Source organism: Bacillus sp. SCT118, from assembly GCF_058566435.1.
On sequence record NZ_CP191225.1, the window covers coordinates 281,400 to 308,034 of the forward strand.

The 26,635-nt window shown below is 45.4% G+C and carries 25 protein-coding genes and 1 pseudogene; 16 read left to right on the plus strand and 10 right to left on the minus strand.

All coding sequences use genetic code 11. The features are described 5' to 3' along the window. Positions 1 to 168: 168 nt before the first annotated feature. Positions 169 to 2,106 carry a minor protease Epr gene (gene epr / locus ACQVGT_RS01430; protein ID WP_015385011.1) on the minus strand — a complete coding sequence of 646 codons (1,938 nt, stop codon included), beginning with the start codon at positions 2,104 to 2,106 and terminating at the stop codon, positions 169 to 171. Positions 2,107 to 2,333: 227 nt separating this feature from the next. Between epr and celB the strand changes: the two genes are divergently transcribed. Further along, entirely contained in the window at positions 2,334 to 3,668 is a 1,335-nt protein-coding gene (gene celB, locus ACQVGT_RS01435; protein WP_046340285.1) for a PTS cellobiose transporter subunit IIC, read from the plus strand. Positions 3,669 to 3,746: 78 nt separating this feature from the next. Next, positions 3,747 to 4,425: pseudogene (locus tag ACQVGT_RS01440) on the plus strand (DUF2711 domain-containing protein). 205 nt (positions 4,426 to 4,630) lie between these two features. Here ACQVGT_RS01440 and glxA read toward each other — a convergent pair. Further along, entirely contained in the window at positions 4,631 to 5,011 is a 381-nt protein-coding gene (gene glxA, locus ACQVGT_RS01445) for a glyoxalase GlxA (RefSeq protein ID WP_015385006.1), read from the minus strand. A gap of 120 nt (positions 5,012 to 5,131) precedes the next feature. On the opposite strand from glxA, the gene ACQVGT_RS01450 reads away from it, so the two are divergent. Next, positions 5,132 to 6,319, plus strand: a complete 1,188-nt coding sequence (locus ACQVGT_RS01450; RefSeq protein ID WP_015385005.1) for a class I SAM-dependent rRNA methyltransferase — start codon at positions 5,132 to 5,134, stop codon at positions 6,317 to 6,319. A 33-nt stretch (positions 6,320 to 6,352) separates the two neighbouring features. On the opposite strand, the gene ACQVGT_RS01455 is transcribed toward ACQVGT_RS01450, so the two are convergent. From ACQVGT_RS01455 to ACQVGT_RS01470, 4 genes are all read right to left on the minus strand, one after another. After that, positions 6,353 to 6,550: a YwbE family protein gene (locus ACQVGT_RS01455; RefSeq protein ID WP_015385004.1), complete on the minus strand. Its 198-nt coding sequence runs from the start codon at positions 6,548 to 6,550 to the stop codon at positions 6,353 to 6,355. 33 nt (positions 6,551 to 6,583) lie between these two features. Further along, on the minus strand, positions 6,584 to 7,786 hold the full coding sequence (locus ACQVGT_RS01460) for an MFS transporter (protein ID WP_015483875.1): 1,203 nt from the start codon (positions 7,784 to 7,786) through the stop codon (positions 6,584 to 6,586). A gap of 102 nt (positions 7,787 to 7,888) precedes the next feature. After that, positions 7,889 to 8,566 (minus strand): CidB/LrgB family autolysis modulator, encoded by a 678-nt coding sequence (locus ACQVGT_RS01465; RefSeq protein WP_003227371.1) that lies wholly within the window; start codon positions 8,564 to 8,566, stop codon positions 7,889 to 7,891. Next, positions 8,548 to 8,934: a CidA/LrgA family holin-like protein gene (locus tag ACQVGT_RS01470; RefSeq protein WP_015385002.1), complete on the minus strand. Its 387-nt coding sequence runs from the start codon at positions 8,932 to 8,934 to the stop codon at positions 8,548 to 8,550. Before ACQVGT_RS01470 ends, ACQVGT_RS01465 begins: the two co-directional genes overlap by 19 nt. Positions 8,935 to 9,039: 105 nt before the next feature. On the opposite strand from ACQVGT_RS01470, the gene cidR reads away from it, so the two are divergent. The 7 genes from cidR (at position 9,040) to ACQVGT_RS01505 (ending at position 16,171) form a co-directional block, all read left to right on the plus strand. After that, complete coding sequence (gene cidR / locus ACQVGT_RS01475) at positions 9,040 to 9,945, plus strand: cidABC operon transcriptional activator CidR (RefSeq protein WP_015483874.1); 906 nt, start codon at positions 9,040 to 9,042, stop codon at positions 9,943 to 9,945. Positions 9,946 to 9,952: 7 nt separating this feature from the next. Beyond that, positions 9,953 to 10,771 (plus strand): hydroxyethylthiazole kinase, encoded by an 819-nt coding sequence (thiM, locus tag ACQVGT_RS01480; protein ID WP_015483873.1) that lies wholly within the window; start codon positions 9,953 to 9,955, stop codon positions 10,769 to 10,771. Next, on the plus strand, positions 10,768 to 11,436 hold the full coding sequence (gene thiE, locus ACQVGT_RS01485) for a thiamine phosphate synthase (RefSeq protein WP_015483872.1): 669 nt from the start codon (positions 10,768 to 10,770) through the stop codon (positions 11,434 to 11,436). The genes thiM and thiE overlap by 4 nt, the downstream gene beginning before the upstream one ends. Positions 11,437 to 11,592: 156 nt before the next feature. Continuing rightward, positions 11,593 to 13,038 (plus strand): ferrous ion permease EfeU, encoded by a 1,446-nt coding sequence (efeU, locus tag ACQVGT_RS01490; RefSeq protein WP_015483871.1) that lies wholly within the window; start codon positions 11,593 to 11,595, stop codon positions 13,036 to 13,038. Beyond that, a complete protein-coding gene (efeO, locus tag ACQVGT_RS01495) occupies positions 13,035 to 14,192 on the plus strand; it encodes an iron uptake system protein EfeO (protein ID WP_015384997.1) in 1,158 nt (385 codons plus the stop codon). The genes efeU and efeO overlap by 4 nt, the downstream gene beginning before the upstream one ends. Before the next feature lie 18 nt (positions 14,193 to 14,210). Then, on the plus strand, positions 14,211 to 15,461 hold the full coding sequence (efeB, locus tag ACQVGT_RS01500; RefSeq protein WP_015384996.1) for an iron uptake transporter deferrochelatase/peroxidase subunit: 1,251 nt from the start codon (positions 14,211 to 14,213) through the stop codon (positions 15,459 to 15,461). 89 nt (positions 15,462 to 15,550) lie between these two features. Further along, entirely contained in the window at positions 15,551 to 16,171 is a 621-nt protein-coding gene (locus ACQVGT_RS01505) for a DsbA family oxidoreductase (RefSeq protein ID WP_014478353.1), read from the plus strand. Positions 16,172 to 16,183: 12 nt separating this feature from the next. Here the strand turns inward: ACQVGT_RS01505 and ACQVGT_RS01510 are convergent, their stop codons facing one another. The 3 genes from ACQVGT_RS01510 to slrA all read right to left on the minus strand — a co-directional run bounded on the left by ACQVGT_RS01510 (position 16,184) and on the right by slrA (position 18,631). Further along, entirely contained in the window at positions 16,184 to 17,725 is a 1,542-nt protein-coding gene (locus ACQVGT_RS01510) for a solute symporter family protein (protein ID WP_003227390.1), read from the minus strand. Further along, the gene (locus ACQVGT_RS01515; RefSeq protein WP_003222190.1) at positions 17,722 to 18,030 is read right to left on the minus strand and encodes a DUF485 domain-containing protein; all 309 of its coding nucleotides are present in this window, start codon (positions 18,028 to 18,030) and stop codon (positions 17,722 to 17,724) included. The genes ACQVGT_RS01510 and ACQVGT_RS01515 overlap by 4 nt, the downstream gene beginning before the upstream one ends. Positions 18,031 to 18,472: 442 nt before the next feature. After that, positions 18,473 to 18,631, minus strand: a complete 159-nt coding sequence (gene slrA, locus ACQVGT_RS01520; RefSeq protein ID WP_003243648.1) for a transcriptional regulator SlrA — start codon at positions 18,629 to 18,631, stop codon at positions 18,473 to 18,475. Positions 18,632 to 18,985: 354 nt separating this feature from the next. Between slrA and slrC the strand changes: the two genes are divergently transcribed. The 4 genes from slrC to galT all read left to right on the plus strand — a co-directional run bounded on the left by slrC (position 18,986) and on the right by galT (position 22,856). After that, positions 18,986 to 19,657: a transcriptional regulator SlrC gene (gene slrC, locus ACQVGT_RS01525; RefSeq protein WP_015384994.1), complete on the plus strand. Its 672-nt coding sequence runs from the start codon at positions 18,986 to 18,988 to the stop codon at positions 19,655 to 19,657. Between the two features lie 17 nt (positions 19,658 to 19,674). After that, on the plus strand, positions 19,675 to 20,058 hold the full coding sequence (locus ACQVGT_RS01530; protein ID WP_003227398.1) for a GtrA family protein: 384 nt from the start codon (positions 19,675 to 19,677) through the stop codon (positions 20,056 to 20,058). Between the two features lie 80 nt (positions 20,059 to 20,138). Further along, the gene (locus ACQVGT_RS01535) at positions 20,139 to 21,311 is read left to right on the plus strand and encodes a galactokinase (RefSeq protein WP_015384993.1); all 1,173 of its coding nucleotides are present in this window, start codon (positions 20,139 to 20,141) and stop codon (positions 21,309 to 21,311) included. Between the two features lie 3 nt (positions 21,312 to 21,314). Continuing rightward, complete coding sequence (gene galT, locus ACQVGT_RS01540) at positions 21,315 to 22,856, plus strand: UDP-glucose--hexose-1-phosphate uridylyltransferase (protein WP_015483870.1); 1,542 nt, start codon at positions 21,315 to 21,317, stop codon at positions 22,854 to 22,856. Positions 22,857 to 22,922: 66 nt separating this feature from the next. On the opposite strand, the gene ACQVGT_RS01545 is transcribed toward galT, so the two are convergent. After that, complete coding sequence (locus tag ACQVGT_RS01545) at positions 22,923 to 23,168, minus strand: GlsB/YeaQ/YmgE family stress response membrane protein (protein WP_009968363.1); 246 nt, start codon at positions 23,166 to 23,168, stop codon at positions 22,923 to 22,925. A gap of 514 nt (positions 23,169 to 23,682) precedes the next feature. Here ACQVGT_RS01545 and qoxA point away from each other — a divergent pair. Continuing rightward, a complete protein-coding gene (gene qoxA, locus ACQVGT_RS01550; RefSeq protein WP_010886637.1) occupies positions 23,683 to 24,648 on the plus strand; it encodes a cytochrome aa3 quinol oxidase subunit II in 966 nt (321 codons plus the stop codon). 27 nt (positions 24,649 to 24,675) lie between these two features. After that, the gene (gene qoxB, locus ACQVGT_RS01555) at positions 24,676 to 26,625 is read left to right on the plus strand and encodes a cytochrome aa3 quinol oxidase subunit I (protein WP_003227407.1); all 1,950 of its coding nucleotides are present in this window, start codon (positions 24,676 to 24,678) and stop codon (positions 26,623 to 26,625) included. The last annotated feature ends 10 nt before the right edge of the window (positions 26,626 to 26,635 follow it).

Genomic DNA, 26,635 nt, shown 5'->3' on the forward strand with positions numbered 1-26,635 from the left:
TCCCGCCATATGTGGTGATAACTGTAATAACGTTCATTTTATGCTGTTCATGGCTGTATAGCAATAGTATGAAAAGCCTGTACAATAGATGGGAAAAAGGTTGTGTGCGATGTTCTTAGAATGTAAAAAACCTTTAAGACCTGGAATGCAAGTCTTAAAGGTTTTTGGTTACTTTTTCGGTTTGACGGCGTTCAGCCGTTTTTGCAGCTTTGTTTTTTCATTGGATGCTTTTAATTGATTCACTGCAGACTGAGCGGATGTCTTTGATTTCTTTGTTTTGTCTTTTTCCGCTTTCTTCACTTTTGCCTTGGCAGTTTCGACTTTTTTTGCTTCAGCCGCCGCCACCTTTTTCTTCACTTTGTCTAACCGTTTTTGCAATGCCGTTTTGTCCTTGCCTGCTTGAAGCTGATTGACGGCTGATTGTGCTTTTGCCGCATTTGCATCAGTTGATTTCTTTTCAGCGGCAGATACGGATTGCTGTGCCGTCTTCAAATTGGTGCTCTTCACTTTGTTAAGGCGTTTCTGCAGGGACGTTTTTTCTGAACTTGCCGGCAGCTTGCCAATTGCTGATTGTGCGTTGTCCACATCTGTTTTCTTTTTGCTTTTTTCCGCTTTCGCAACTTTGTCTTTCGCTTGCTTTGACGCGATGTAGCGTTTTACTTGGTCTAAGCGTTTTTGAAGGTTCTTTTTGTCTGTTCCGTTCGACAGCTTGTTGACGGCAGTTTGTGCTGTATCAACGGTTTGCTGTGTTTTATATTTTTCTGCCTTTGCGACTTTGTCTTTCGCATCTTTTACATTTCTGTATGACTGTACTTTATCCAGTCTTTTTTGCAGGGCAGTTTTGGCGTCGGAGCCCGGCAGCTGGCTGACGAGTTCTTGCGCTTTGTTGATATCGATTTGTGCTTTTGTTTGTTCCGCTTTTTTCACCGCTTGCTCTGCTGCCGCGTACGCTGAATCTGTTGCCTGTGCTTTATATTGGATTAAGCCGTAGCCAAATTGCTGATCACGGCCTGCGGTACCAAGATCAACGATATTTCTCCGCATTTCCTCGCGAAGCTGGACGTTCGTCTCGGCAGGATCACGCTGTTTTAACAAGGCAAACATGGCAGCGGCGTGCGGTGTCGCTTGGGATGTTCCGCTTCCCGTTGCATAATACTGGTTTAAGTAAGTGCTTGTGATGTTTGTCCCCGGTGCTGAAAATTCAACTTCATCTCCAGTTGTTGAAAAGGGGGCAAGCTGATTTTTTTCGTTTGTTGCTGAAACCGCAACGACACTGCTGTATGCCGCCGGATAATTCACTGGCTTGCCGTTTCCGTCGTTACCGCTTGCGGCAACAAGCAGAACGCCTTGTTCATATGCTTTGTTCACGGCCTCATGAAGTATTTTGCTGTCTGACGTCGTGCCAAGGCTCATATTGACGATGTCCATCCTGTTTGCGATCGACCAGTCAATTCCTTGGAGAAGGCTTTGAAGATCCCCCGAGCCGTTCTGATCAAGCGCTTTAACCGCGTATATTTGTGCTTCCGGTGCGATGCCGTCAATTCCGTAGCCGTTATGCTTGGCTCCGATAATCCCTGCGACATGTGTTCCGTGGCCGTTATCATCTTTGTAAGAAGAGGTATAACTGACAGCTGAATACCCGCCGGCAATCGACAGGTCATCGTGGGGGGAGATCCCGCTGTCAATGACGGCAATTTTGATATTTTTACCTGTCAGTCCTGCCTTCCAAGCCTGTTTCACCTGAATGGGCTCAAGGTTCCATTGCTCAAAGTTGTCAGAGGTGTCAGTGCCGTCTGACAGCACTTTGAAATCCGTACTGTCTGCTGCGGTAAATGATACGTTGTTTTCTACATACAAAATATCAGGATCCTGCTTTAATTCTTTTACTGTCTCCTGGTCTGCTGTGACCGCTACCGCGGGAAGATGCTTATACTGCTGTTCAACATCAGCATCACTGTCCAGGATGGTTTCCTTTCCGGCCTTGTTTTTATAAACCACAATAACCTCTTTCTCACTGTTGTTTTGCGCATGAGCGAGAGGGCCTATGGTGAGAAAACTGAAAAACAGAGTGACTGATACAACAAGTTTGCAAGACATGTTTTTCATGATTCATCTCCTTTTTCTATGATGTTTGATATATATATCGGAGAAAAAAAGAGAGATTGATAGTAAGAAGGAAAAAATTTTTCATGGGCAGGGTTGTTTAGCAAAATGCAGATTTTTTCCGCATGAAGAGGAAATTTTCCGAATGAATTTGTAAGCGTTTTCAAAATAAGATAAAGAAAACATTGCGGAGGTTGTTCACAAAGCAATGAGAAAAGGGGGCTTTTAAGATGAGCACATTCACTCGGGTGATGGAGGAAAAAATAATGCCTGTCGCCGGGAAAATTGCCGGGCAGCGGCATCTCAGCGCTTTGCGTGACGGAATTATCCTGACCATGCCGCTGATTATTATCGGGTCTGTCTTCTTGATTTTAACGAGCCTGCCGATTCCGGGGTATGCTGATTTCATGGCGAGTGTGTTTGGGAAAGAGTGGGCTGATAAGCTCGGATATCCTGTTAACGCTTCGTTTGATATTATGGCGATGATTGCCGCTTTTGGGATCGCCTATCGGCTGGCAGAAAGCTATGGTGTCGATGCCCTTTCTGCCGGAGCGATTTCAATTGCCGCATTTCTGCTGGCAACGCCGTTTGAGGTGCCGTTTACACCGGGTGGCTCAACGGAACCCATCATGGTAGAGGGCGGAATCCCGATCACGCTGCTCGGCAGCAAGGGCTTATTTGTCGCCATGCTGATCGCCTTGTTTTCAACCGAAATCTATCGGTACATTATTCAAAAAAATATCGTCTTCAAAATGCCAGACGGTGTGCCGCCTGCGGTAAGCAAATCGTTTGTCGCGCTGATTCCCGGCTTTATCATTGTGTTTCTTGTGTGGCTGGCGCGCCTTCTGATTGAAATGACACCTTTTCAGAGTCTGCACAATGTCGTAGGAGACCTGCTTGGCACACCGCTTTCCATCCTTGGCGGCAGTCTCGGCGGAAGCCTGATCGCTGAATTTGTGCAGATGCTGCTTTGGTCGTGCGGGATTCACGGGGCTTCCATCATTGGCGGAATCATGGCGCCGATTTGGTATGGCGCGATGGATGCCAACCGTCTTGCCTTCCAAGCGGGCGAGGCGCTGCCGAGTATTTTTACGACTCAGTTCTTTCAAATTTGGATCAATGTCGGCGGGAGCGGGGCGACGCTGGCGCTTGTCCTGACGATGCTTGTGCGCTCCCGGAGCAAACAAATGAAGCAGCTTGGACGATTAGGAATCGGCCCTGCGCTATTTAATATCAACGAGCCGATCATTTTCGGCATGCCAATTGTCATGAATCCGCTCCTTATTGTCCCATTTATCATCGCACCGCTCCTCACGATTACCGCGACTTATATCGGCATGAGCACCGGGCTGGTGGCAAGACCGGCCGGAATCGCGGTGCCATGGACGATGCCGCCGCTCATATCAGGTTACCTGGCGACAGGCGGAAAGGTGTCGGGCGCCGTTATGCAGCTGGTGAATCTGCTGATCACCTGTGCCATCTACTATCCGTTTTTCAGAATATGGGATCATCAAAAATGGCGGGAAGAGAGTGCGGTTGAATCTGGGGATAAAAATGTGATGTGATAGATGATCAGCCTGTCATAGGCTGATCATCTTCTTTCAAATGAAAGGGAAATGTTAGAATATGTAAAGGGGGTGCGCATGCTAGATTATATATGGTTAGATGACGAATCACCGATCTTACAACAAGTACCAGTTGAATACTCATCTACCGCTATTATCTTTTCTCCTTTTATCCAAATGCCTGAAGGATGGGAGAAAGGAAAAAGAAAAAATGATTATGAGCATATTTATCCAAACGATGATGAAATAAGAGGAAAAGGCAAGGCTGTTTCCTGGAAGAAGGTTATGTCTTCTTGCGGCTTTCAAACACATGCTGAGCTGGCGCTGGCTTTAATGACGTCGATAGGCGCTGTAAGGGACGAGTGCGCAAGAGAGGATTTGGCTGAGGTGTTACATGAAAACATAAATGGAGACCTCTTATTATCCCAGTGAGGATCATATTTCAAATTTTCATATTCCGAGTTTGGTAAAGGTGTTAGGTGTGAACGGATCCAATCGGTTTTATTACGCAGAACCGATTGTGGAAAACCGCGGCGTTTTGGACATAACTGAGGCCAACTTGCGGACGGTTCTTGATGAAGCCGCAGCAGAGCTCGTTTTGACTGATGAGAAAATGGACTTTGTGTTTATGAGTGTATATGACTCATTCATTAATGTCTTTTTAGCCAAAGATGAAAACATCCATGAATTGGTTGAACGTATGGGCTGGGAAGCTATGATTTGCGATGAGTCAACGTATATCAGTTGGTATAGATAAAAAAAGAACGTACATCACAAAATGTACGTTCAGCGTGTCGACAAACCCTCGCATTCGTTGTCAGGCCTGCGCGTCGGTGCTCGTCCTTCCTAGACTTCAAGGGTTTTCAATCACGCTGAATAGATGACAAAATCATAAAATGAAAACCATTTTATGATTTTATCAACAATCTAAACGTACATCACAAAATGTACGTTCTTTATTTTTATCGCTGAAAGAACTCAATCCACTCACCGTCAGGACCTTCGATATAGAAATAACGGTATCCGTTTGGAAGTGTTGTGATCTCCTCGTCAATAAATTTCGCGTTCATTCTTTCCGCTTTTGTATATTCAGCCGCGATGTCATCAGTCAGCAGGGCAATGTGGTGCACTTTTCCTTCAGCGGGAAGCTCGCTGCTGTAGCCTTGAATCAGTTCGATTTCTGTTTCCGGGCCGTCTTCAAAGCCGAGAAAAGCAAGCTCGATTACACCGTTCGTGTGTGTGATGCGATCCTTCAATTTCATGCCGAGTACCTCTTCATAAAATGTGATGGACGCGTTAATATCTCTTACCATGATGCCTGTATGGTCAATTCGTTTTGGCATGCTGCTCCTCCTCGTAACTCTTTTTGTCTATCGTAGAAAAACCTTTCCTTTCTGTCAATGCAGACATCTTGGCGTTTTGTGGTACGATAAGAGAAAGCAAACAGAAAGAGGACGACATATATGAAGCTACTCACCCTAAAAAAAGCACACGCTGCCAAAATAAAAAAAGGCTATCCCCTTATTGAAAAAGAAGCTCTCGCAGGGAGTGCGGGGCACATGAAAGAAGGAGACCTCGTTGATATCGTGTCTGAGAGCGGCGAGTTTCTCGCGCGGGGCTATTACGGCCTGCAAAACAAAGGGGTCGGCTGGACGCTTACCCGCAATAAACATGAACAGGTTGACCAGGCATTTTTTCTCACCAAATTAACAAAAGCGGCCCAAGCGCGCGCCAAACTATTTGAGGCTCAAGATACAACAGCTTTCCGCCTGTTCAACGGTGAGGGCGACGGTGTCGGCGGCGTCACCATCGACTATTATGACGGCTACCTGCTGATTCAATGGTACAGCAAGGGAATTTACACCTTTAAAGACATGCTGATTTCCGCATTGGATGAGATGGATCTTGATTATAAAGCGATTTACGAGAAGAAACGCTTCGACACAGCTGGACAATACGTTGAAGATGATGACTTCGTGAAAGGGAGAAGGGGCGAGTTCCCGATCATCATCCAGGAGAATGGCATTCAATACGCGGTGGATCTGAATGAAGGCGCCATGACGGGCATCTTTTTGGATCAGAGACATGTGCGCAAGGCGATCAGAGACCGCTATGCAAAAGGGAAAACCGTTTTAAATACGTTTTCTTATACGGGTGCATTCTCCGTGGCGGCGGCGCTTGGCGGAGCAGAGAAAACAACAAGCGTCGACGTGGCAAACCGAAGCCTGGCCAAAACGATCGAGCAATTCAGCGTGAACAAACTGGATTACGAAGCGCACGACATTAAAGTGATGGACGTGTTTAACTATTTTTCATATGCTGCAAAAAAGGATTTGCGCTTTGATCTGATTATTCTCGATCCGCCTTCCTTTGCGCGCACAAAAAAACGCACCTTCAGCGCGGCCAAGGATTATAAAAACCTGCTGAAGGAAACGATTGCCATCACTGCTGACAAGGGTGTCATTGTTGCCTCTACAAACAGCAGCGCCTTTGGCATGAAGAAATTCAAAGGCTTTATCGATGCCGCATTTAAAGAAACAAACGAACGCTACACCATCATTGAGGAATTTACGCTGCCGGAGGATTTCAAAACGATTTCGGCATTTCCGGAAGGCAACTACCTGAAAGTGGTCCTTCTGCAGAAAAAATAATGAAAAAGCTGCCCTGTTCAGGGGCAGCTTTTTTTATGTAGAAATGATCTGCTGGACGCGGCCGATGCGGCCATCTTCAAGACGGACTTTAATGCCATGCGGATGAAAGCTTGATTTCGTCAAAATATCCTTCACTGTCCCTCTCGTCAGTTTTCCTGTTTTTTGATCTGCTTTCAATACAATATCAACCTGCAACCCTTTCGAAATGCTGTTTCGCTCTTGCCCGTTCATAACGCACATCCTTTCTTTTGTTCATTATAGTCATTATGGTTTAAAAGTAACAGCCGGCTGATGAAGTGTATTTTTGTTTTTTTCAGCCTTCATTAAATATAATGTCAGGCCAAAGCCTGCTATGCTCAGAATGCCAAAAAGCAAGTAGACTGCGAAGATCGACACGTAGTCAAAAATGTACCCGCCTGCAAATGTGCAGAACCAGTTGCCGAATCCATTGCCGATGGCGGCGTACATGGTCAGTGCCGTCGCTTCAACGTGTCTTGGGGTAATCTTTTTCACATATCGAAGCGCCGCCGGGATAAATAAACCGATGGCCACTCCCTGAAGAAAGACTGTCGCATAAATGATCCATAATGAAGGCGCCGTGAAATAGAGTGCCCACCTAAATAATGAAACCCCGCCTGACAGCATAATGACGTTGAGCAGCCCCATTTTATCTATAAATGTTTGGGCGAATCGCATAAATGGAATTTCTGAAATGACACCAATGAAAAATAAAATGCCAATAGCGGAAAGAGATGCGCCACTTTTGTCCAGAAAAAGACTGAAATACGTATTGTTCGCTAAGTTTGGAGCAAATGTCGTAAAGGTGATGATCATAAAGATGAGGAAAGTTTTGTTGCTGATAAGCTCCCGGAATCCTTTGCGGATATTGACCTTTGTTGTTGTTTTCTGCTGGCCGGGCATTTGTGAAGCTAATATGGCAGCAATGCACAGAAAGGCACAGCCAAAGATAAAGATCACGTGAATGGGGTACAGCTGGTTCGTCACCTGTCCCATGGCAAACACCGCGACACCGAAGCCGAGAGAACCAAACAGGCGGATTCCGCCGTAGTTGCCGTTTGTTTCTTGTGTGTACCTTAGTGAAATGCTGTCCGAAAGTGGAATAATCGTGCTTTGAAAGGCTGCAAAACAGGCCGCAATCAAAATAAACAGAGGGAAACTGTCAAATGCAATATAGGCTAATCCAATGATGCCTGTGATTGATGTGCAAACCGCCAGCAGGCCTTTCGTTTTTTGCGTATAGTCGCTCAGCATGCCCCAAAACGGCTGAAAGAAAATCATCACAATCGGGCCCAGCGACATGATCAAGCCGACCTGTGATCCGCTTAAATGCTGTTCCTTCGTTAAATACATACTGAGTAAGGGAATTATGCTGCCCGTACCGAGAAAAGCAAACAAATAAAATCCTTTTAACGCGGCGTAATGCCGCCTCACCTGCAAGTTGTGCATCAGGGTGCCTCCTTTGGTATCCACAAATACATTATATTGGAATTCGCCAGCTTTTCAATAAGGGGAAGCACATAAAAAAACTGCCCTCGAGAGGACAGTTTTTTACATAAATGAAAGTAAAAACGGCGCCGCGCAAAGCGTCATAATCGCAGCTAAGATCATCGACACACTGGAAATCGTGCCGGACACAGAGCTAAGCTCAAATGCCTTTGACGTTCCCGCTCCGTGCGCGCTTGTGCCAAGCAGCACGCCCCGCGCGATTTCGTTATCAATACGGAAATAGCGGATGACCATCGGGCCGATCACTGTGCCGAGCAAAGCGGTTAAAATCACAAACACGGCTGTGACGGCAGGCATTCCGCCGATCATTTCAGATACGTTCATCGCGATCGGCGTTGTCACTGATCTCGGGACGAGGCTGTCAATTAAGCCGGTGCCGAGGTGAAGCCATTTCGCAATAAGAGCGGTAGAAATAATCGCGATGCATGAACCGACGGCCACATTCAAAATAATTTCCACTGCGTATTTCTTTAAAACAGGGAAATATTTATATAACGGGATCGCGAATGCCACGGTGGCCGGCTGTAGCATATCGGTCAGCAATCCGCCGCCGAGATTATAGGACTCGTACGGGACATTCACCAGCAGCAGCAGACCGACTAACACAGCGGGCGTCACCAATAGCGGCGACGTATAAACACGCGGAAAGCGTTGATATACCTTTTTTGCTCCTAAATACACCAAAACCGTTAAAAACAAACTTACAATTCCGATGAACACGTATACTTTTTCTCCTTTCTCTTTGCGATGAGTTGTGTAAGCGTTCCTGTAGACACCATCACGACAAACGTGCTGATGATGACAACAAGCAGAATGCTGACACCAAATTTCGACATAATGTCTCCGTATTCAATCACTCCGACGGCAGACGGGATAAAAAATAAAAGCAGCTCCCCGAGAAGCCACGCTGCACCAAGCTCGATCCATTCAAGCTTGATAATGTTAAAGTGCAATAATGTGAAAAGAATCACAATCCCTATTATACTGCCGGGAATATTTATATGAAGAAGGGCTGTCACCCAATTAATCAGCCGAGCAAATATAAATAACAGAGCGATTTGAATAACGGTTAGCAACAGTTTTTTCATATTGATGCCTCCCTTATATACTTATTGTACATAAGGTCTCGCTATAGGTAAAATATATATTAAGAATAAGAAGTATTCCTTTTGTCTATAGAAAGGGTGAAGCACATGGATATCCGCCATTTAACATATTTCTTGGAAGTCGCCCGTTTAAAAAGTTTTACGAAGGCTTCCCAATCCCTTTATGTTTCTCAGCCGACGATATCAAAAATGATCAAAAATTTAGAAGAAGAGCTCGGAATTGAACTGTTTTACCGAAACGGCAGGCAGGTGGAACTGACTGATGCCGGTCATAGCATGTATGTGCAGGCGCAGGAAATCATTAAATCATTTCAAAACCTGACGTCAGAATTAAATGATATTATGGAAGTCAAGAAAGGGCACGTACGGATTGGACTGCCGCCGATGATCGGATCGGGGTTTTTCCCGAGAGTGCTCGGCGATTTCCGTGAAAACTATCCGAATGTCACCTTTCAGCTAGTCGAAGACGGTTCTATAAAAGTCCAAGAAGGTGTCGGGGACGGCTCTCTTGATATCGGCGTTGTGGTCCTTCCCGCAAACGAAGATACCTTTCATTCGTTTACAATCGTAAAAGAAACCTTAATGCTTGTCGTTCACCCTTCCCACCGGCTGGCTGATGAGAAAGAATGTCAGCTGCGTGAGTTGAAGGACGAGCCTTTTATTTTCTTCAGAGAGGATTTTGTCCTGCACAACCGAATTATGACGGAATGTATCAAGGCTGGGTTCCGGCCCCATATCATTTATGAAACATCACAATGGGATTTTATTAGTGAGATGGTATCAGCCAACCTTGGGATCGGGCTTCTGCCGGAACGGATCTGCCGCGGCCTTGACCCTGAAAAAGTGAAAGTCATTCCGCTTGTCGATCCGGTCATCCCTTGGCACCTCGCCATTATTTGGAGAAAGGACCGTTACTTGCCCTTTGCGGCCAGAGCTTGGCTCGAACATACGAAATCGTATTTATGGGACCCGAAAAAAGATAGTAAAGGATGATGCAAACATGGATGCACAATCAGCAGCAAAATGTCTTACTGCTGTCCGCCGGCATAGCCCACTGGTGCATAGCATAACCAACAATGTCGTAACGAATTTCACAGCAAACGGCCTGCTCGCGCTCGGCGCATCGCCCGTTATGGCGTACGCAAAAGAAGAGGTCGCCGATATGGCGAAGATTGCGGGTGCACTCGTTTTAAATATCGGAACACTGAGCAAGGAGTCAGTCGAAGCGATGATCATCGCGGGAAAATCAGCTAATGAACATGGCGTTCCCGTCATTCTTGATCCTGTCGGTGCCGGAGCAACACCGTTCCGAACTGAATCGGCACGTGACATCATTCGTGAGGTTCGCCTTGCTGCAATCAGAGGAAATGCGGCGGAAATTGCCCATACCGTCGGTGTGACGGATTGGCTGATCAAAGGTGTTGATGCGGGTGAAGGCGGAGGCGACATCATCCGGCTGGCTCAGCAAGCGGCACAAAAGCTAAACACGGTCATTGCGATTACTGGTGAAGTTGATGTCATAGCCGACACGTCACATGTATACACCCTTCATAACGGCCACAAGCTGCTGACAAAAGTGACAGGCGCCGGTTGCCTGCTGACTTCCGTCGTCGGTGCGTTTTGCGCTGTGGAAGAAAATTCATTGTTTGCTGCTATTGCGGCCATTTCTTCGTATGGGGTCGCCGCTCAGCTTGCCGCACAGCAGACGGCTGACAAAGGCCCTGGAAGCTTTCAGATTGAATTGCTGAACAAGCTTTCAACTGTTACTGAACAAGACGTCCAAGAATGGGCGACTATAGAAAGGGTGACTGTCTCATGACTCGTATTTCTCGGGAAATGATGAAAGAGTTATTATCTGTTTACTTCATTATGGGGTCAAACAATACGAAAGCCGATCCTGTTACAGTTGTACAAAAAGCGTTAAAAGGCGGTGCCACCCTGTACCAGTTCCGTGAAAAAGGCGGGGATGCGCTGACAGGAGAGGCTCGGATTAAATTTGCTGAAAAAGCGCAGGCAGCTTGCCGTGAAGCTGGTGTTCCGTTCATTGTCAATGATGATGTGGAATTGGCTCTGAAGCTGAAAGCTGACGGTATCCACATCGGCCAGGAAGACGCAAATGCGAAAGAGGTAAGAGCTGCCATAGGTGATATGATTCTCGGCGTTTCTGCCCATACGATGTCTGAGGTGAAGCAAGCCGAAGAAGACGGAGCGGATTATGTCGGGCTTGGGCCGATCTATCCGACTGAAACGAAAAAGGATACGAGAGCGGTACAGGGTGTATCTCTTATCGAAGCAGTGCGCCGCCAAGGCATCAGCATTCCAATTGTCGGCATCGGCGGAATCACAATAGATAATGCCGCACCTGTTATCCAAGCGGGGGCCGATGGTGTCAGTATGATCAGCGCCATCAGTCAGGCGGAGGATCCTGAGAGTGCTGCACGCAAGTTTCGTGAGGAAATTCAAACGTATAAAACAGGAAGATAATCGTTCATTTTCCTTCAAAGGGCTGTTCTGTAAAAGGACAGCTTTTTTGCTGTCCATCAAGGTTTTCAGACCTTCAAATTTTAATTGACAAAGGACAGGAACTGGCTATGATTATGTTATACAATGATAATCATTTTCAATTATAGGAGGAACATGATGGCTCGGGGGCTGGCACTTATTCTATTCAGCTTGTTGATGGTTTTCGGTTCTGCGGCACATGCGGAAGATGATCCGATCGCCGCATTAATTCAATTAAACAAGCAAATGATCAAATCCGTAAAAGACGGGGATATGGATTCGGCACAACAAACGTTTGACACCTTCAAAGCGAAGTGGAAAAAAGAAGAACCTTCTATTAAGAAAGAAAACCTTTCTTCTCACAGTGAAATGGACGCGAATATCGCGATGATTTCTCTTTCTTTTATCAATCAAGACGCAGGCAAGCTCAAATCACAGCTTGAAGAGCTTTCATCTCATTTAGAAACCTACCAGCAGGCTGTCGTGCTGAAAAAGACATCCTCAGGTCAATCAAGGGCGTCCTTAACAGCCTATATACACAGCTTGAAAGACACAAAACAGTTAATAGAAAAAAAACAATTGGATGAAGCGTCATCCGCAATCGACAATTTAGTTACATCCTGGCTCGCCGTTGAGGGAGACGTCGTGTCCCAATCGAAAGAAGCCTATACGACATCGGAGGAAAATCTGGCGCTGATGAAGGCGGAGATCGGCAGCCATCCCGAAAAGGTATCAAAGCAAATTGACGAAATGATTCAATTGCTCGAGCCGATCGCTTCTAGCAGCTACAGCTGGTGGGACGCGGCGCTGATCCCGATTCGTGAAGGAATGGAGGCTCTCCTTGTCATCGGAGCGCTACTAACCATGACAAAAAAAGCGCGGGTCACGCGCTCCTCGGCATGGATCTGGGGCGGGGCGTCCGCCGGCATGGCTGTTTCCTTAGCAGCCGGCATCGGTGTCACGGTTCTGTTCTCCTCCAGTGTATTCGGAGAAAACAATTTCTTGCTTGGCGGCATTACCGGCGTACTGTCTGCTGTCATGCTTTTGTATGTCGGGGTGTGGCTGCACAGAAACGCCTCAATGGATAAATGGAGAGAAAAAATCAATATCCAGAAGTCACAGGCACTAAAAAAACGAAGCCTGCTTTCCTTTGCGCTCATTGCATTTCTGGCAGTTGTAAGAGAAGGTCTCGAAACGGTCATCTTTTTCATCGGGCTTGTCGGGAAGCTCCCGCTCACTGAACTGATCGGCGGAACTGCCGCAGGGCTTATCGTTCTCGTCATCGTCGGTGTTCTGATGATCAAGCTCGGAATGCGCATTCCATTGAAGCCGTTTTTTCTTCTATCAATGGCGGTTGTCCTGTATATGTGCGTGAAATTTCTCGGAACCGGCGTTCACAGCCTTCAACTGGCGGGCATTCTTCCGTCTGATGCAGAAAGCTGGCTGCCGTCTGTATCGGTGCTAGGAATTTATCCGTCTGTGTACAGCACGATTCCGCAAATGCTGATTTTACTCTTTTTACTGATTGCGCTTGTTTCAGAAGCGGCAAAACATTTTACAAACAGAAAGGAACTGACAAAATGAATTTCACAAAAATCGCTGTATCAGCCGGATGCATCCTTGCGCTGTGCGCAGGCTGCGGAGCCAACGACACATCTTCAACCAAAGAAAAAGCTTCATCTGAAAAAAGCGGGGTCACTAAAGAAATCACCGCATCCGTAAATAAAATGGAAACCATCATTTCCAAGCTGAATGACTCAGCGGAAAAAGGAGACCAAAAAGAGATTGAAAAGAAGGGGAAAGAGTTAAACAGCTACTGGCTTTCCTTTGAAAACGACATTCGCAGCGACTATCCATTCGAATATACAGAAATCGAAAAACATCTTCAGCCAATCTACACAGAAGCGCAAAAAGACAAACCGGATACAGCAAAAATCAAGACAGAATCCGAGTCCCTGAAAGCGTCCTTAGAAGACCTGACAGAAGCGAAGAAGAGCGGCAAAAAGGCTAGCGATCAGCTGGCAAAAGCAGCGGATGAGTATAAAGGCTATGTCAAAAAGCAGAGTGGCCAGCTTGTCAAAGCGACTGAAGCATTTACAAGCGCTGTGAAATCCGGCGATATCGAAAAATCTAAAACGTTATATGCGAAAGCGCGTGTTTATTACGAGCGTATCGAACCGATCGCTGAAAGCCTTGGAGATCTTGACCCGAAAATTGATGCACGAGAAAACGATGTTGAAGAAGGAGACAAATGGACAGGCTTCCATAAGCTTGAGAAGGCCATTTGGAAGGATCAAGATATTTCCGGGGAAAAGGCAACAGCTGACCAGCTTCTCAAGGATGTAAAAGAGCTTGACGGTTCAATTCAATCACTGAAATTAACACCTGAACAAATTGTTGCAGGCGCGATGGAGCTTCTGAACGAAGCCGGAATTTCGAAAATTACGGGAGAAGAAGAGCGCTACTCACGAATTGATTTAGTTGACCTTATGGCAAATGTGGAAGGCTCCGAAGCCGTTTATCAAACAGTGAAAAGCGCGCTTGTAAAAGATCACTCCGACTTGACGGAAAAACTGGATACGGAGTTCAGCGAATTTGAAGTTTTAATGGCAAAATACAAAACAAATGATCAGTCCTATACGTCTTATGATAAATTAAGTGAAAAGCAAATCAGAGAGCTGAGCACAAAGCTGACGACTCTTTCTGAAACCATGTCGAAGATTGCGAATGTGCTATAAAAGGAGTTTTGTAACAGCATGAGCGATGAACAAAAAAAGCCAGAACAAATTCATAGACGGGACATTTTAAAATGGGGAGCGATGGCGGGGGCAGCCGTTGCGATCGGTGCCAGCGGTCTCGGCGGTCTCGCTCCGCTTGTTCAGACTGCGGCTAAGCCATCGAAAAAGGATGAAAAAGAGGAGGAACAGATTGTTCCGTTTTACGGAAAGCATCAGGCCGGAATCACAACTGCCCATCAGACGTATGTCTATTTTGCTGCACTGGATGTAACAGCAAAAGACAAAAGCGACATCATTACGTTATTTAGAAACTGGACAAGTCTCACACAGATGCTGACGTCTGGAAAGAAAATGTCAGCTGAGCAGAGAAATCAATATCTGCCGCCGCAGGATACAGGTGAGTCTGCTGATTTATCCCCTTCCAACTTAACGGTCACATTCGGATTCGGGCCTGGCTTTTTTGAAAAAGACGGGAAGGACCGCTTCGGGCTGAAAAGCAAAAAACCGAAGCACCTGGCCGCTCTTCCACCGATGCCCAATGACAACCTGGATGAAAAGCAGGGAGGCGGGGACATCTGCATTCAAGTATGTGCAGACGACGAGCAAGTGGCGTTTCACGCGCTGCGTAACCTGCTAAATCAAGCGGTCGGCACTTGTGAGGTCCGCTTTGTGAACAAAGGCTTTTTAAGCGGAGGAAAAAATGGTGAAACGCCGCGCAACCTCTTCGGGTTCAAAGATGGAACAGGCAACCAGAGCACGGAGGATGACAGCTTGATGAACTCGATCGTGTGGATTCAGTCCGGTGAGCCTGACTGGATGACGGGCGGCACCTATATGGCTTTTCGGAAAATCAAAATGTTCCTTGAGATATGGGATCGCTCTTCCCTTAAGGACCAAGAGGATACCTTCGGCCGCAGAAAAAGCTCAGGGGCGCCTTTTGGGCAGAAAAAGGAAACAGATCCCGTGAAGCTGAATCAAATTCCGTCTAATTCGCACGTCAGTCTAGCGAAATCTACGGGAAAACAAATTTTGCGAAGAGCTTTCTCTTACACAGAAGGACTTGATCCGAAAACCGGCTATATGGATGCAGGTCTTCTGTTTATCAGTTTTCAAAAAAATCCCGACAATCAGTTTATCCCGATGCTGAAGGCTCTTTCAGCAAAGGATGCGTTAAACGAATATACACAAACAATCGGTTCTGCTTTATATGCATGCCCAGGCGGCTGCAAAAAAGGAGAATATATTGCCCAGCGTTTGCTGGAATCATAAAAGAAGCCTAAATCGGCTTCTTTATTTAAAAAACAGTTGTAACTTTAATTGTTACAGTTTAAAATCAATTTATACGAAAGGAGATTATCATGACAGTACACATTAAAGTTTATTCAGATTACGTCTGCCCATTTTGTTTCGTTGGAAAAGCCGCTTTTGAAGAAGCGATAAAAGGAAAGGATGTTGAAGTCGAGTGGATGCCGTTTGAACTGCGCCCAAGCCCATCTCCTCAGCTTGATCCGGTCAATGATCCTTCCAAACAGTACATGTGGCAGACATCAATTCAGCCAATGGCGGAGAAATTAGGAGTCGAGATCAATTTTCCAAACGTCTCACCCCATCCGTATACAGACCTCGCGTTTGAAGGCTTCCATTTTGCGAAGGAATACAATAAAGGACATGAATACAACACCCGTGTCTTTCAGGCGTTTTTCCAGGAGGGCCAAAATATCGGCGACATTGACATCTTGACGAAGCTCGCCGAGGAAGTGGGATTAGACGGTGCATCATTCAAATCAGCACTGGAAACAAGAACATATCAGGACGTGCAGCGCCAAGCCTTGAAGCACGCTTATGAAGAGGCTGACATCACAGCCGTTCCAACCTTTATTATTGGCGACACTGTAATTCCGGGTGCTGCCGGCAAGGATGTATTTGAAAAAGCGATTTCTGACGAACAGAAGAAAAGACAAGGAAAAAGCTCTCTATAAAGAGAGCTTTTTTTATTCCTGTTCCATATGGACGCCAGTATGCGCCTTCACCTGTATTTCTGCAAACGTATCTTCATCAATTGTTTTATCAGACGACAGCACCGTTCCGAGCCACGCGCCGAGAAAGCCGAGCGGGATGGAAATAATCCCTGGATTAGACAGCGGAATGAGCGGATCACCGGTAAAAATAGCACCTCCGGCCGGGTCCCACACACTAGGGCTCATTGACACCAGCACAAGCGCGCTGATCAGGCCTGTCAGGCTGCCCCATAAAGCGCCTGAGGCATTGAATCGTTTCCAGAAGACAGTAAACACAATCAGCGGAAGGTTTGCGCTAGCGGCTACCGCAAACGCGAGTGCAACAAGGAACGCCACATTTAAGGATTGTGCAAAAATCGCAAGGAGAATCGAGAGTACTGACACGGCGACAGAAGCCCATCTGGCCGCTTTCATCTGTTCTTTTTCAGTTGCTTCTCCCTTTCTGATGATCTGGCTGTAAATATCATGGGCAAATGCTGAGGCGGCAGACAGCACCAACCCTGTCACAACAGCCAAAATGGTGGCAAAGGCGATGGCTGATACAAACGCGAACAGAAAGTCTCCTCCGAGTGCTTTTGCTAAAAGCGGAGCCGCCATATTTCCCGCTTGATCAGCCGCCGTAATCGCGTCAAAACCGACAAATGCCGCGGCACCAAAGCCGAGAAACACCGTCATAATATAAAACACACCGATAATCCATGTCGCTGACACAACGGATGTACGGGCCGTCTTGGCATCCTTAACGGTATAAAACCGGATCAATATATGCGGAAGCCCGGCGGTTCCCAGCACGAGCGCCAAGTTTAACGACAAGGTCTCAAGCGGCACCTTGTATTTATTTCCGGGATTCAAAAAATCAGCGCCCAGCGGAGTAGCCGTTTTCATCTGTTCAAACATGGTATTAAGGCTAAAGCCGAATTTCGAAAACACGATAATCGAAATCACGAGTGTGCCGGCCATCAGCAAAACGGCTTTAATAATTTGAACCCAGCTTGTCGCGATCATGCCGCCAAACACGACATAAATGGTCATCAGCACTCCGACGATGAGGACAGCCGCGGTATAATCCAGCCCTAGAAGCAGTTTGATCAGCGCTCCCGCCCCCACGAGCTGGGCGATCATATAAAAAGTAGAGATGGCAATGGTATTGAGAGCCGCGACACCGCGGATTTTCTTTTCTTTAAAGCGAGCGGCAATCATGTCTGCCATCGTGTACTTTCCGAGATTCCGAAGCGGCTCCGCCACGATGTACAAGACAACAAGATAAGCCACCAGAAAACCGATGCTGTAAAAGAAGCCATCAAATCCATATAACGCAATCATTCCGGCAATCCCGAGAAACGAGGCGGCAGACATGTAGTCACCGGCAATTGCCAGTCCATTCTGAACACCGGTGAGCCCGCCGCCCGCCGTATAAAACTCACTCGTCGTTTTCGTCCGCTTCGCGGCAAAATACGTGATAATAAGCGTCAGGCCAACAATCGCCAAAAATAATAAAAAAGCAGTCATATTCATGTCTGTTCACCCTTCAGATCCTCTTTTAAAGCGCTTACATACCGATCGAAATGAGCGGCTCTCCGGGAATACACAGTACTCAGTATCCAGGTCATAGCGAATTGGGCGATGGCGAACAGCCAAGCCCATGAAACAGCTCCAATGGCCGGTGCATTCAAAAAGGTGAAATAAGATGTCAAAACAGGGAGTGAAAAATAAAAGACAAAAAAGAAAATCGCAGAAGGAACAATAAAAGCGCGTTTCTGCTTTAAAAAAGCTTGAAAAGACGGCGTTGCAGCAATCTGTTTATAATCAGCTTTGTACATGGCTTTCCTCCTTTTATTCGCTAAACGTAAGCAAAAAGGTACACCAATAGGTATGTACTGAAAGTCCGATTTATGCGTTGAACAATATCTGGAGGATGAAAAAAGAAGGAAGTCGTGAAGAGGTGAACACAGTGGTCTAAAGACAGGCGAAGGTTTTCAAGCTCGGCCGTGTATAAACGAGTTTGCTTTCAAAACCTCACCGAATGCAGCTTGTTCTCAGCAAAGCTGCTGTTTACCAGAGCACGGTTATCATGTTCGCATCACCTCTTTATGACAATGCATGTGCCAAGAGGTGATCGCATCACCGGCTGTCTGTCGTAGTTAGCTGACACACCGTTTGTCCTCAAGCTCAGCGCAGCGATTTGCTTTTGAATAGAGGATATGGTGAAAACTCAGATCAGGTGATAGAAAAGCCAGAGGTACATAGATCCGCCTGTTCGGACTAGTCTTGCCGGACGGTTTTTTTGTGGTTTTTCTTTCTCGATGCTGTCTCAGATTCTAAAAACTGCCTCACATCATGAATGCCTAATCCAATGGATCTAGCTTCTTGAATTAACATATGCCAACCTTTGTCCAAATCTTTTTTAACATGAGTTTTCATAGTAACCTCCAATTGTATAAAATGTTTTCCTGCAACATGCGGGCAATAAAAGACAAGCCAGCGCGATGATGAGGCGAGTACAACAAATTTCACACATAGTTGCTCGGTGTTCACAAACTGAAGGAAAAACCACCTACCTATTCCCTAAAAAAATGACTAATATAACCAATGGACCTTATTTATAATAATAAACAATTAAATACTGACTGGATAGTATGTAAATGAAAATAAATCATTTAGCCTATTAAAAATGACCCCTGGGAAACCGAATAGCATAACCGTTCAAAGAAATAAATACCGCTAAAGATTGATCCGGTGTAATATAAGGGTAATCATTACCGCCAGGAGAAAAATATGAAAAAAAACAAATTTCAAATTAAAAGAGAAGCAACATTTGAAAGTTTTATAGACGCTGGCGTGAATTTGTTGATTGACCGAGCGTATGATCCGGTTTCTGTAGAAGATATCAGCAGAGCCGCCGGATACAGCAAAGGAGCATTTTATGTTCATTTTGTCAGCAAAGACGATTTTCTGCTGTATCTTCTCGAAAAACGTCAGATGAAAAAAAAGATCATTATAGGGTATCTTGATCAAATGGAGCGGGAGTCAGTGAAATCGCTGACATTGGACGAGGCTGCAAAACACGCTGCAGAACTGCTTTATTCCTATTACATAAATAAGCCGTCGTGGGACATCACCTCGTTTGCCATGAACATGCCGACATATAAAGTTTTAAAGAAATGCAAGGCCTATGTCCGGCTGTACGAATTGTGGGTGGAAGAAAATGTGTTATATATTAAGTGGCTGAAGGAGAGAAAGCTGATTGACGCCTGTATTGATCCTGAATATACGGCTAAAATAATATGTGCAGTCCTCGACGGAATCATCAAACAATCATATGTATTGGGCCAGCCAGCCACCTTCCGCAGCTTTTTAGACGCACTCTCGGTATTTTTCACTTTAGACAGAGAGCACGAGAGGCCAAGAATTTTGAAAAGTTTTGCAGAAAGCGAGGAACATCAGTGAAGTATAGAGAAATAATTATGTATATCATTATGGGGGTTTTCACAACCATTGTGAATATCGCCAGCTTTTATATATTGGTAGAGATCATGAATGTGGATTACAAAGCCGCCACTGTCGCCGCTTGGATTTTGTCCGTGCTGTTTGCTTATATAACAAATAAATTATATGTGTTTCAGCAAAAAACACATGATCTGCAGAGCCTGCTGAAAGAGCTCACTGCTTTTTTCAGCGTTCGGGTCCTGTCTCTCGGCATAGATTTAGGCATGATGATCATTCTTGTCGGCCAGTTCAATACAAATGAAACCTTGGCCAAAATACTCGACAACGCGGTCATTGTTGTCGTCAACTATGTTGCGAGCAAATGGCTCGTCTTTAAAAAAACAAAAGAAGAAGGGGTATGAGAGGACTGCAGCATATGATCTGCCGTTTTCTATGGAGAAATAAGGGGAATAAAAAATAAAAACCAGAAAGGTGATTGCACATGCGGGAAGAGCTAAAGGGGATATTTGCAAGTGTATTCGGAGAAAAAGAGGGATTACGGTTTTTTTTCGCACCTGGAAGAGTGAATCTGATTGGAGAACATACAGACTATAACGGCGGGCATGTATTTCCGTGCGCGCTGACAATGGGTACATATGCTGCTGTTGCAGAAAGAAAAGACGGGCTTGTCCGGATGTATTCAGATAATTTTAAAAACGCAGGCATCAAGGAATGCAGCCTTGACGATATTCGCTATCAAAAAGAAGACGACTGGGCGAACTACCCAAAAGGCGTGATTTATGAATTTCAACAGAGGGGATATGCAGTTCCCCATGGCTTTGACATTGTATTTTCAGGGAATATTCCAAACGGGGCGGGGCTGTCGTCTTCCGCTTCTATTGAACTGCTGATGGGGGTCGTGCTCCAAAGCTATTTACATCCTGAAGTAGATGCGCTTGAGCTTGTGAAAATGGCGCAGCATGCGGAAAACCATTTTATCGGCGTCAATTGCGGAATTATGGACCAATTTGCAATTGGAATGGGGAAAAAACATCATGCGATGCTGCTGAACTGCGACACGCTTGACTATGAATATAGCAAACTCAATGTCTCAGGCCTCGCGCTGGTCATCGCGAACACGAACAAAAAAAGGACATTGGCTGACTCAAGCTACAATACGAGACGCCAAGAATGCAATGATGCATTGCTTGATCTGAAAAAAGGCCTCGATATTGCAGCACTGGGCGACATCAAGCCTTCTGATTTCGATGCGCATTCCAGCCTGATCCAAAATGAAACGAACAGACGCCGGGCAAAGCACGCTGTATACGAAAATCATCGTGCTATTAAGACGGCCCATATGTTCAAAGAGAACAATATAGATGAAATCGGGCAGTTAATGAAGGAATCCCACCTTTCATTGAAGGATGACTATGAAGTAACATGCCCTGAACTTGATGAGCTTGTGTTTGCGGCATGGGATCACGAAGGTGTAATTGGATCAAGAATGACGGGAGCAGGCTTTGGCGGATGCACCATCAGCATTGTAAAAGATGAGTTCGTTGATGATTTTATTCAGAAGGTTGGAGACAGATATCAAGAAAAAACAGGGCTCCGAGCGGACTTTTATGTCGCGGATATCGGAGAGGGAGCGAGAGAACTAAAGGGGGAGTGACATATGAGTATTATTGAACATCTGGAACAGCTGCTTGAGTATGGCCTGGAACGAAAATTGATTTCGATCTGGGATCGGGAATATACGAGAAACCGTCTTTATGAAGCGCTGGGCATCACACATCCCGAGCCGGTCTCCGGGACCAGCATCAAGCAGTCACAAAGCCTGCCGGACTTGCTTGCTCCCATCTATAAATGGGCTGCCGAAACCGGCCGAATGGAAGCGGATACAGATACGTACCGTGACCTGCTCAGCGCAAAGCTGATGGGCTGTTTTGTACCTGCCCCGTCCGAGGTCATTCGCAAATTTGAAGAGACAAAAGCATTATACGGCCCAAAACAGGCGACAAAGGAATTCTATCAATATTCAGAGGATGTCTATTATATACGGACTGACAGAATCGCCAAAAATGTTCATTGGACGGTGCCGACCGAATATGGCGAGCTGGAAATGACCATTAACCTATCAAAGCCTGAAAAGGACCCGAAAGCGATTGCGGCTGCAAAAGAGCAGGAACAGACAAATTATCCGATGTGTTTGCTGTGTAAAGAAAATGTCGGCTTCGAGGGAAGCGTGAATCATCCAGCCCGGCAAAATCACAGAATCATTCCGGTCATCCTTGAGGACGAACAATGGTTCCTGCAATTCTCGCCATATGTCTATTATCCAGAGCACTGTATTGTCTTAAAAGGTGAACATGAACCGATGGAGATCAGCAAAAAAACATTTGAAAGGCTGCTGTCATTTCTTGGCCAATATCCGCATTATTTTATCGGTTCAAACGCGGATCTGCCGATTGTCGGCGGCAGCATCCTAAGCCATGATCATTTCCAAGGCGGCGCGCATGATTTTCCAATGGCACGTGCAGAAGCGGAAGACGTTTATGAATTAAATGATTATCCCGGCGTGTCGCTGGGCTTAGTGAAGTGGCCGATGTCTGTGCTCAGGCTCCAAGGAGACGAACCGGGTCATGTCGCCGAAGCTGCTGACCATATCTTCCGCACGTGGCAGACGTATTCCGATGAAAAAGCCGGCATTGCCGCCTATACAGGCGATACGCCCCATAATACGGTCACACCGATTGCGCGGCGCAGGGGAGACTTGTACGAACTCGATATCGTACTGAGGAACAACCGGACGGATGAGGAGCATCCCTTAGGGATATTTCATCCCCATAAGGAAGTTCACCATATTAAAAAAGAAAATATCGGCCTGATTGAGGTCATGGGATTGGCGATATTGCCGGGCCGCTTACAGGAGGAAATGAAAGAAACAGCAGCGGCGCTATGCTCTGCTGATCCGAAAACAGCTTTAGAACAAAATCCGCTCACGGCAAAACATAGTGAGTGGGCTATTCGGATGATGGAAAAAAGAACCATAACAAAAGAGAATGCAGATCTAGTCATAAAAGAAGAGCTGGGACATGTATTCGCTCGCATTCTTGAACACGCCGGTGTGTTTAAACAGACAACGGAAGGAAAACAGGCCTTCAGAAGGTTTATCGACCAGTTGGGCGTCAAACCAGTCAAAAGCCTCAACCGCTAGGTTGAGGCTTTTTCGATTTTTATGGCAAAACAAACACCCAAAGCGCATACGCTTCGGGTGCTGCTTTTATCCTCTTTTTCTGGTTAACAGGCTTACTAGAAAGACAACAATGGCTGCGCCGATTACCGCTGGAATAATGGCAAATCCGGCTAGGTGCGGCCCCCATGTTCCAAGCAGCCCGTGTCCGATCCAGGCGCCAATAAGACCTGCGATCATAGACCCGATAATTCCTCCGGGCATATCTCCTTTTACAAACAGGCTTCCAAGCCATCCGATAATAATAGCGACGATAAGTGAAATAAGAAAACTCATCATTCAACACATCCTATTTTTTATTTATTTGCTTATATCATTCCTCTTTTTTGTATAAGATAAACAACTGGATGCTCTCATTAAAAAATACGGACAATTCAGAGCATATTGGCTCTTCATTGCGCCTTTTCTTTCAATATTTGATGCGTTAAAATGGTAACCGTGTGAAAAGATGCTAGACAAGGAAAAAATAATTCCTATCTAGAAAGTTTAACAAAATGAAATTTTTGATTGACCTAAGTTTTTTATTGTGGTAAACCTTTATTTGTCAGAATTAGTTCTTCATCATCTTTTCTTACTTATATGCGGAAATAACTAGAAACTTTTCATCTTAAGCGATAGATGTGAATAAAGTTGGAGCGATTTTTGTCGATTTTATGACATTTAAGCGAAAATGGGATGAAGTTTATAAAAAAATAAAGCTAATATGTGAAGTTTTTGATAGCATAACAAAGTAGAGAAAAGATTTTGAGGAAGTATGCACTTCAGATTTATTACATCAATAGGAAGGATGGTGATCTTCTTGTTCAGAGCATTAAAACCGTTGCTTGTATTAGCGCTGTTAACTGTGGTTTTCGTCCTTGGGGGATGCAGCAATGCTTCAGTACTAGATCCGAAAGGACCTGTAGCTGAACAGCAAAGTGATTTAATCCTGTTATCTATCGGATTTATGCTGTTTATCGTCGGGGTCGTCTTTGTTCTATTTACCATTATTTTAGTAAAATACCGCGACCGTAAAGGCAAAGATAATGGATCTTATAACCCAGAAATTCACGGTAACACGTTTTTAGAAGTAGTCTGGACAGTGATCCCAATTTTAATCGTCATTGCACTTTCTGTGCCAACCGTACAGACGATATATTCGTTAGAAAAAGCTCCTGAAGCAACAAAAGACAAAGAGCCTCTTGTTGTTTATGCTACTTCGGTAGACTGGAAATGGGTATTCAGCTACCCTGAACAGGATATTGAAACGGTCAACTACTTAAACATTCCTGTCGACCGCCCGATCTTGTTCAAAATCTCATCTGCAGATTCAATGGCTTCGCTATGGATTCCTCAGCTTGGAGGACAAAAATATGCGATGGCAGGAATGCTGATGGATCAATACTTACAGGCTGACAAAGTGGGTACTTACGAAGGCCGCAATGCGAACTTCACAGGTGAACATTTTGCGGACCAAGAGTTTGATGTGAATGCAGTCACAGAAAAAGACTTTAACAGCTGGGTGAAAAAGACTCAGAACGAGGCTCCTAAGCTGACAAAAGAGAAGTATGATGAATTGATGCTTCCTGAAAATGTGGACGAATTAACGTTCTCTTCTACTCACTTGAAATACGTTGATCACGGACAAGACGCTGAGTACGCGATGGAGGCGCGCAAACGCCTTGGCTATCAAGCCGTTTCACCGCACTCTAAAACAGATCCGTTTGAAAACGTAAAGAAAAACGAATTTAAGAAGTCTGATGATACAGAAGAATGATATTGATCAGGAAAGGAGGAAGCCTGCATGAAATTCAAATGGGACGAATTTTTCGTAACTGGTGACCCATTAATTCTGGGCGCACAAGTTTCCATTGCGCTTTCAACCATTGCCATTATTTTTGTACTGACTTACTTCAAAAAGTGGAAATGGCTGTGGTCTGAATGGATAACTACTGTTGACCATAAAAAACTCGGAATCATGTACATTATATCTGCTGTAATTATGTTATTCCGCGGCGGTGTCGACGGTCTGATGATGCGTGCCCAGCTAGCGCTTCCGAATAACAGTTTTTTAGACTCAAACCACTATAATGAAATTTTTACAACTCACGGTACAATCATGATCATCTTCATGGCGATGCCGTTCTTAATCGGTCTTATCAACGTTGTTGTGCCTCTTCAAATCGGTGCCCGCGACGTTGCGTTCCCTTACTTGAACAACCTGAGCTTCTGGACGTTCTTTGTAGGGGCGATGCTTTTCAATATTTCTTTCGTTATCGGAGGTTCTCCGAACGCAGGCTGGACGAGTTATATGCCGCTTGCAAGTAACGACATGAGCCCTGGGCCGGGTGAGAACTACTACCTCCTCGGACTTCAGATTGCCGGTATCGGTACCCTGATGACAGGGATCAACTTTATGGTAACAATCTTAAAAATGAGAACAAAAGGCATGACATTAATGCGTATGCCAATGTTCACATGGACAACACTGATCACAATGGTTATTATCGTGTTTGCGTTCCCTGTACTTACAGTAGCATTAGCACTTTTATCATTTGATCGTTTGTTTGGCGCTCACTTTTTCACATTGGAAGCAGGCGGTATGCCGATGCTTTGGGCTAACTTGTTCTGGATTTGGGGACATCCTGAAGTATATATCGTTATTCTTCCGGCGTTTGGTATTTTCTCAGAAATCATCTCAAGCTTTGCAAGAAAACAATTGTTTGGTTACAAAGCGATGGTTGGTTCTATTATCGCCATCTCTGTATTGAGTTTCTTAGTTTGGACTCACCACTTCTTCACAATGGGGAACAGTGCGTCCGTTAACTCATTCTTCTCAATTACGACAATGGCAATCTCAATCCCAACCGGGGTTAAAATCTTTAACTGGCTCTTTACAATGTATAAAGGCCGAATCAGCTTTACAACACCTATGCTGTGGGCGCTTGCGTTTATTCCTAACTTCGTTATCGGCGGGGTTACAGGGGTTATGCTTGCGATGGCAGCAGCGGATTATCAATACCATAATACGTACTTCCTTGTATCTCACTTCCACTATGTGCTGATCGCGGGTACTGTATTTGCTTGTTTCGCCGGATTTATTTTCTGGTATCCAAAAATGTTCGGCCACAAGCTGAACGAAAGAATCGGAAAATGGTTCTTCTGGATCTTTATGATCGGGTTCAATATTTGTTTCTTCCCGCAATATTTCTTGGGGTTACAAGGCATGCCTCGCCGTATTTACACATACGGACCGAACGACGGCTGGACAACATTGAACTTTATCTCAACTGTCGGAGCTTTCATGATGGGTGTAGGATTCTTAATCCTTTGCTATAACATCTACTACAGCTTCCGTTACTCTACTCGTGAAATCAGCGGAGATTCATGGGGTGTGGGACGTACGCTTGATTGGGCGACTTCTTCTGCGATTCCGCCGCATTACAACTTTGCGGTGCTTCCTGAAGTCAAATCTCAAGATGCATTCCTGCATATGAAAGAAGAAAAAACTGAATTATACCCTGAAAGCAAATTCAAAAAAATCCATATGCCAAGCAACTCAGGCAGACCGTTCTTTATGTCTGTTGCCTTCGGTCTCGCTGGCTTTGGACTGGTATTTGAATGGTACTGGATGGGCGTAGTCGGATTGATCGGAGTCCTGCTCTGCATGGTTCTGCGTTCATTCGAATACGACAACGGCTACTACATTAGTGTTGATGAAATAAAAGAGACGGAAAGAAAGATTTCCGAATAAGGAGGCGTGA

Excerpts from the sequence above, each read along its gene's own strand:
- glxA (WP_015385006.1), bottom strand. The coding sequence starts at position 5,011 with ATGCCAAAACGAATTGACCATACAGGCATCATGGTAAGAGATATTAAC.
- ACQVGT_RS01510 (WP_003227390.1), bottom strand. The coding sequence starts at position 17,725 with ATGAATATGACTGCTTTTTTATTATTTTTGGCGATTGTTGGCCTGACG.
- slrA (WP_003243648.1), bottom strand. The coding sequence starts at position 18,631 with ATGAAAACTCATGTTAAAAAAGATTTGGACAAAGGTTGGCATATGTTA.
- ACQVGT_RS01505 (WP_014478353.1), top strand. The coding sequence starts at position 15,551 with ATGACAGTACACATTAAAGTTTATTCAGATTACGTCTGCCCATTTTGT.
- efeO (WP_015384997.1), top strand. The coding sequence starts at position 13,035 with ATGAATTTCACAAAAATCGCTGTATCAGCCGGATGCATCCTTGCGCTG.
- thiM (WP_015483873.1), top strand. The coding sequence starts at position 9,953 with ATGGATGCACAATCAGCAGCAAAATGTCTTACTGCTGTCCGCCGGCAT.
- epr (WP_015385011.1), bottom strand. The coding sequence starts at position 2,106 with ATGAAAAACATGTCTTGCAAACTTGTTGTATCAGTCACTCTGTTTTTC.
- ACQVGT_RS01470 (WP_015385002.1), bottom strand. The coding sequence starts at position 8,934 with ATGAAAAAACTGTTGCTAACCGTTATTCAAATCGCTCTGTTATTTATA.
- ACQVGT_RS01535 (WP_015384993.1), top strand. The coding sequence starts at position 20,139 with ATGCGGGAAGAGCTAAAGGGGATATTTGCAAGTGTATTCGGAGAAAAA.
- thiE (WP_015483872.1), top strand. The coding sequence starts at position 10,768 with ATGACTCGTATTTCTCGGGAAATGATGAAAGAGTTATTATCTGTTTAC.
- cidR (WP_015483874.1), top strand. The coding sequence starts at position 9,040 with ATGGATATCCGCCATTTAACATATTTCTTGGAAGTCGCCCGTTTAAAA.
- ACQVGT_RS01460 (WP_015483875.1), bottom strand. The coding sequence starts at position 7,786 with ATGCACAACTTGCAGGTGAGGCGGCATTACGCCGCGTTAAAAGGATTT.
- slrC (WP_015384994.1), top strand. The coding sequence starts at position 18,986 with ATGAAAAAAAACAAATTTCAAATTAAAAGAGAAGCAACATTTGAAAGT.
- ACQVGT_RS01530 (WP_003227398.1), top strand. The coding sequence starts at position 19,675 with ATGTATATCATTATGGGGGTTTTCACAACCATTGTGAATATCGCCAGC.
- celB (WP_046340285.1), top strand. The coding sequence starts at position 2,334 with ATGAGCACATTCACTCGGGTGATGGAGGAAAAAATAATGCCTGTCGCC.
- efeB (WP_015384996.1), top strand. The coding sequence starts at position 14,211 with ATGAGCGATGAACAAAAAAAGCCAGAACAAATTCATAGACGGGACATT.
- efeU (WP_015483871.1), top strand. The coding sequence starts at position 11,593 with ATGGCTCGGGGGCTGGCACTTATTCTATTCAGCTTGTTGATGGTTTTC.
- ACQVGT_RS01455 (WP_015385004.1), bottom strand. The coding sequence starts at position 6,550 with ATGAACGGGCAAGAGCGAAACAGCATTTCGAAAGGGTTGCAGGTTGAT.
- ACQVGT_RS01545 (WP_009968363.1), bottom strand. The coding sequence starts at position 23,168 with ATGAGTTTTCTTATTTCACTTATCGTCGCTATTATTATCGGATGGCTT.
- qoxB (WP_003227407.1), top strand. The coding sequence starts at position 24,676 with ATGAAATTCAAATGGGACGAATTTTTCGTAACTGGTGACCCATTAATT.
- galT (WP_015483870.1), top strand. The coding sequence starts at position 21,315 with ATGAGTATTATTGAACATCTGGAACAGCTGCTTGAGTATGGCCTGGAA.
- ACQVGT_RS01450 (WP_015385005.1), top strand. The coding sequence starts at position 5,132 with ATGAAGCTACTCACCCTAAAAAAAGCACACGCTGCCAAAATAAAAAAA.
- ACQVGT_RS01515 (WP_003222190.1), bottom strand. The coding sequence starts at position 18,030 with ATGTACAAAGCTGATTATAAACAGATTGCTGCAACGCCGTCTTTTCAA.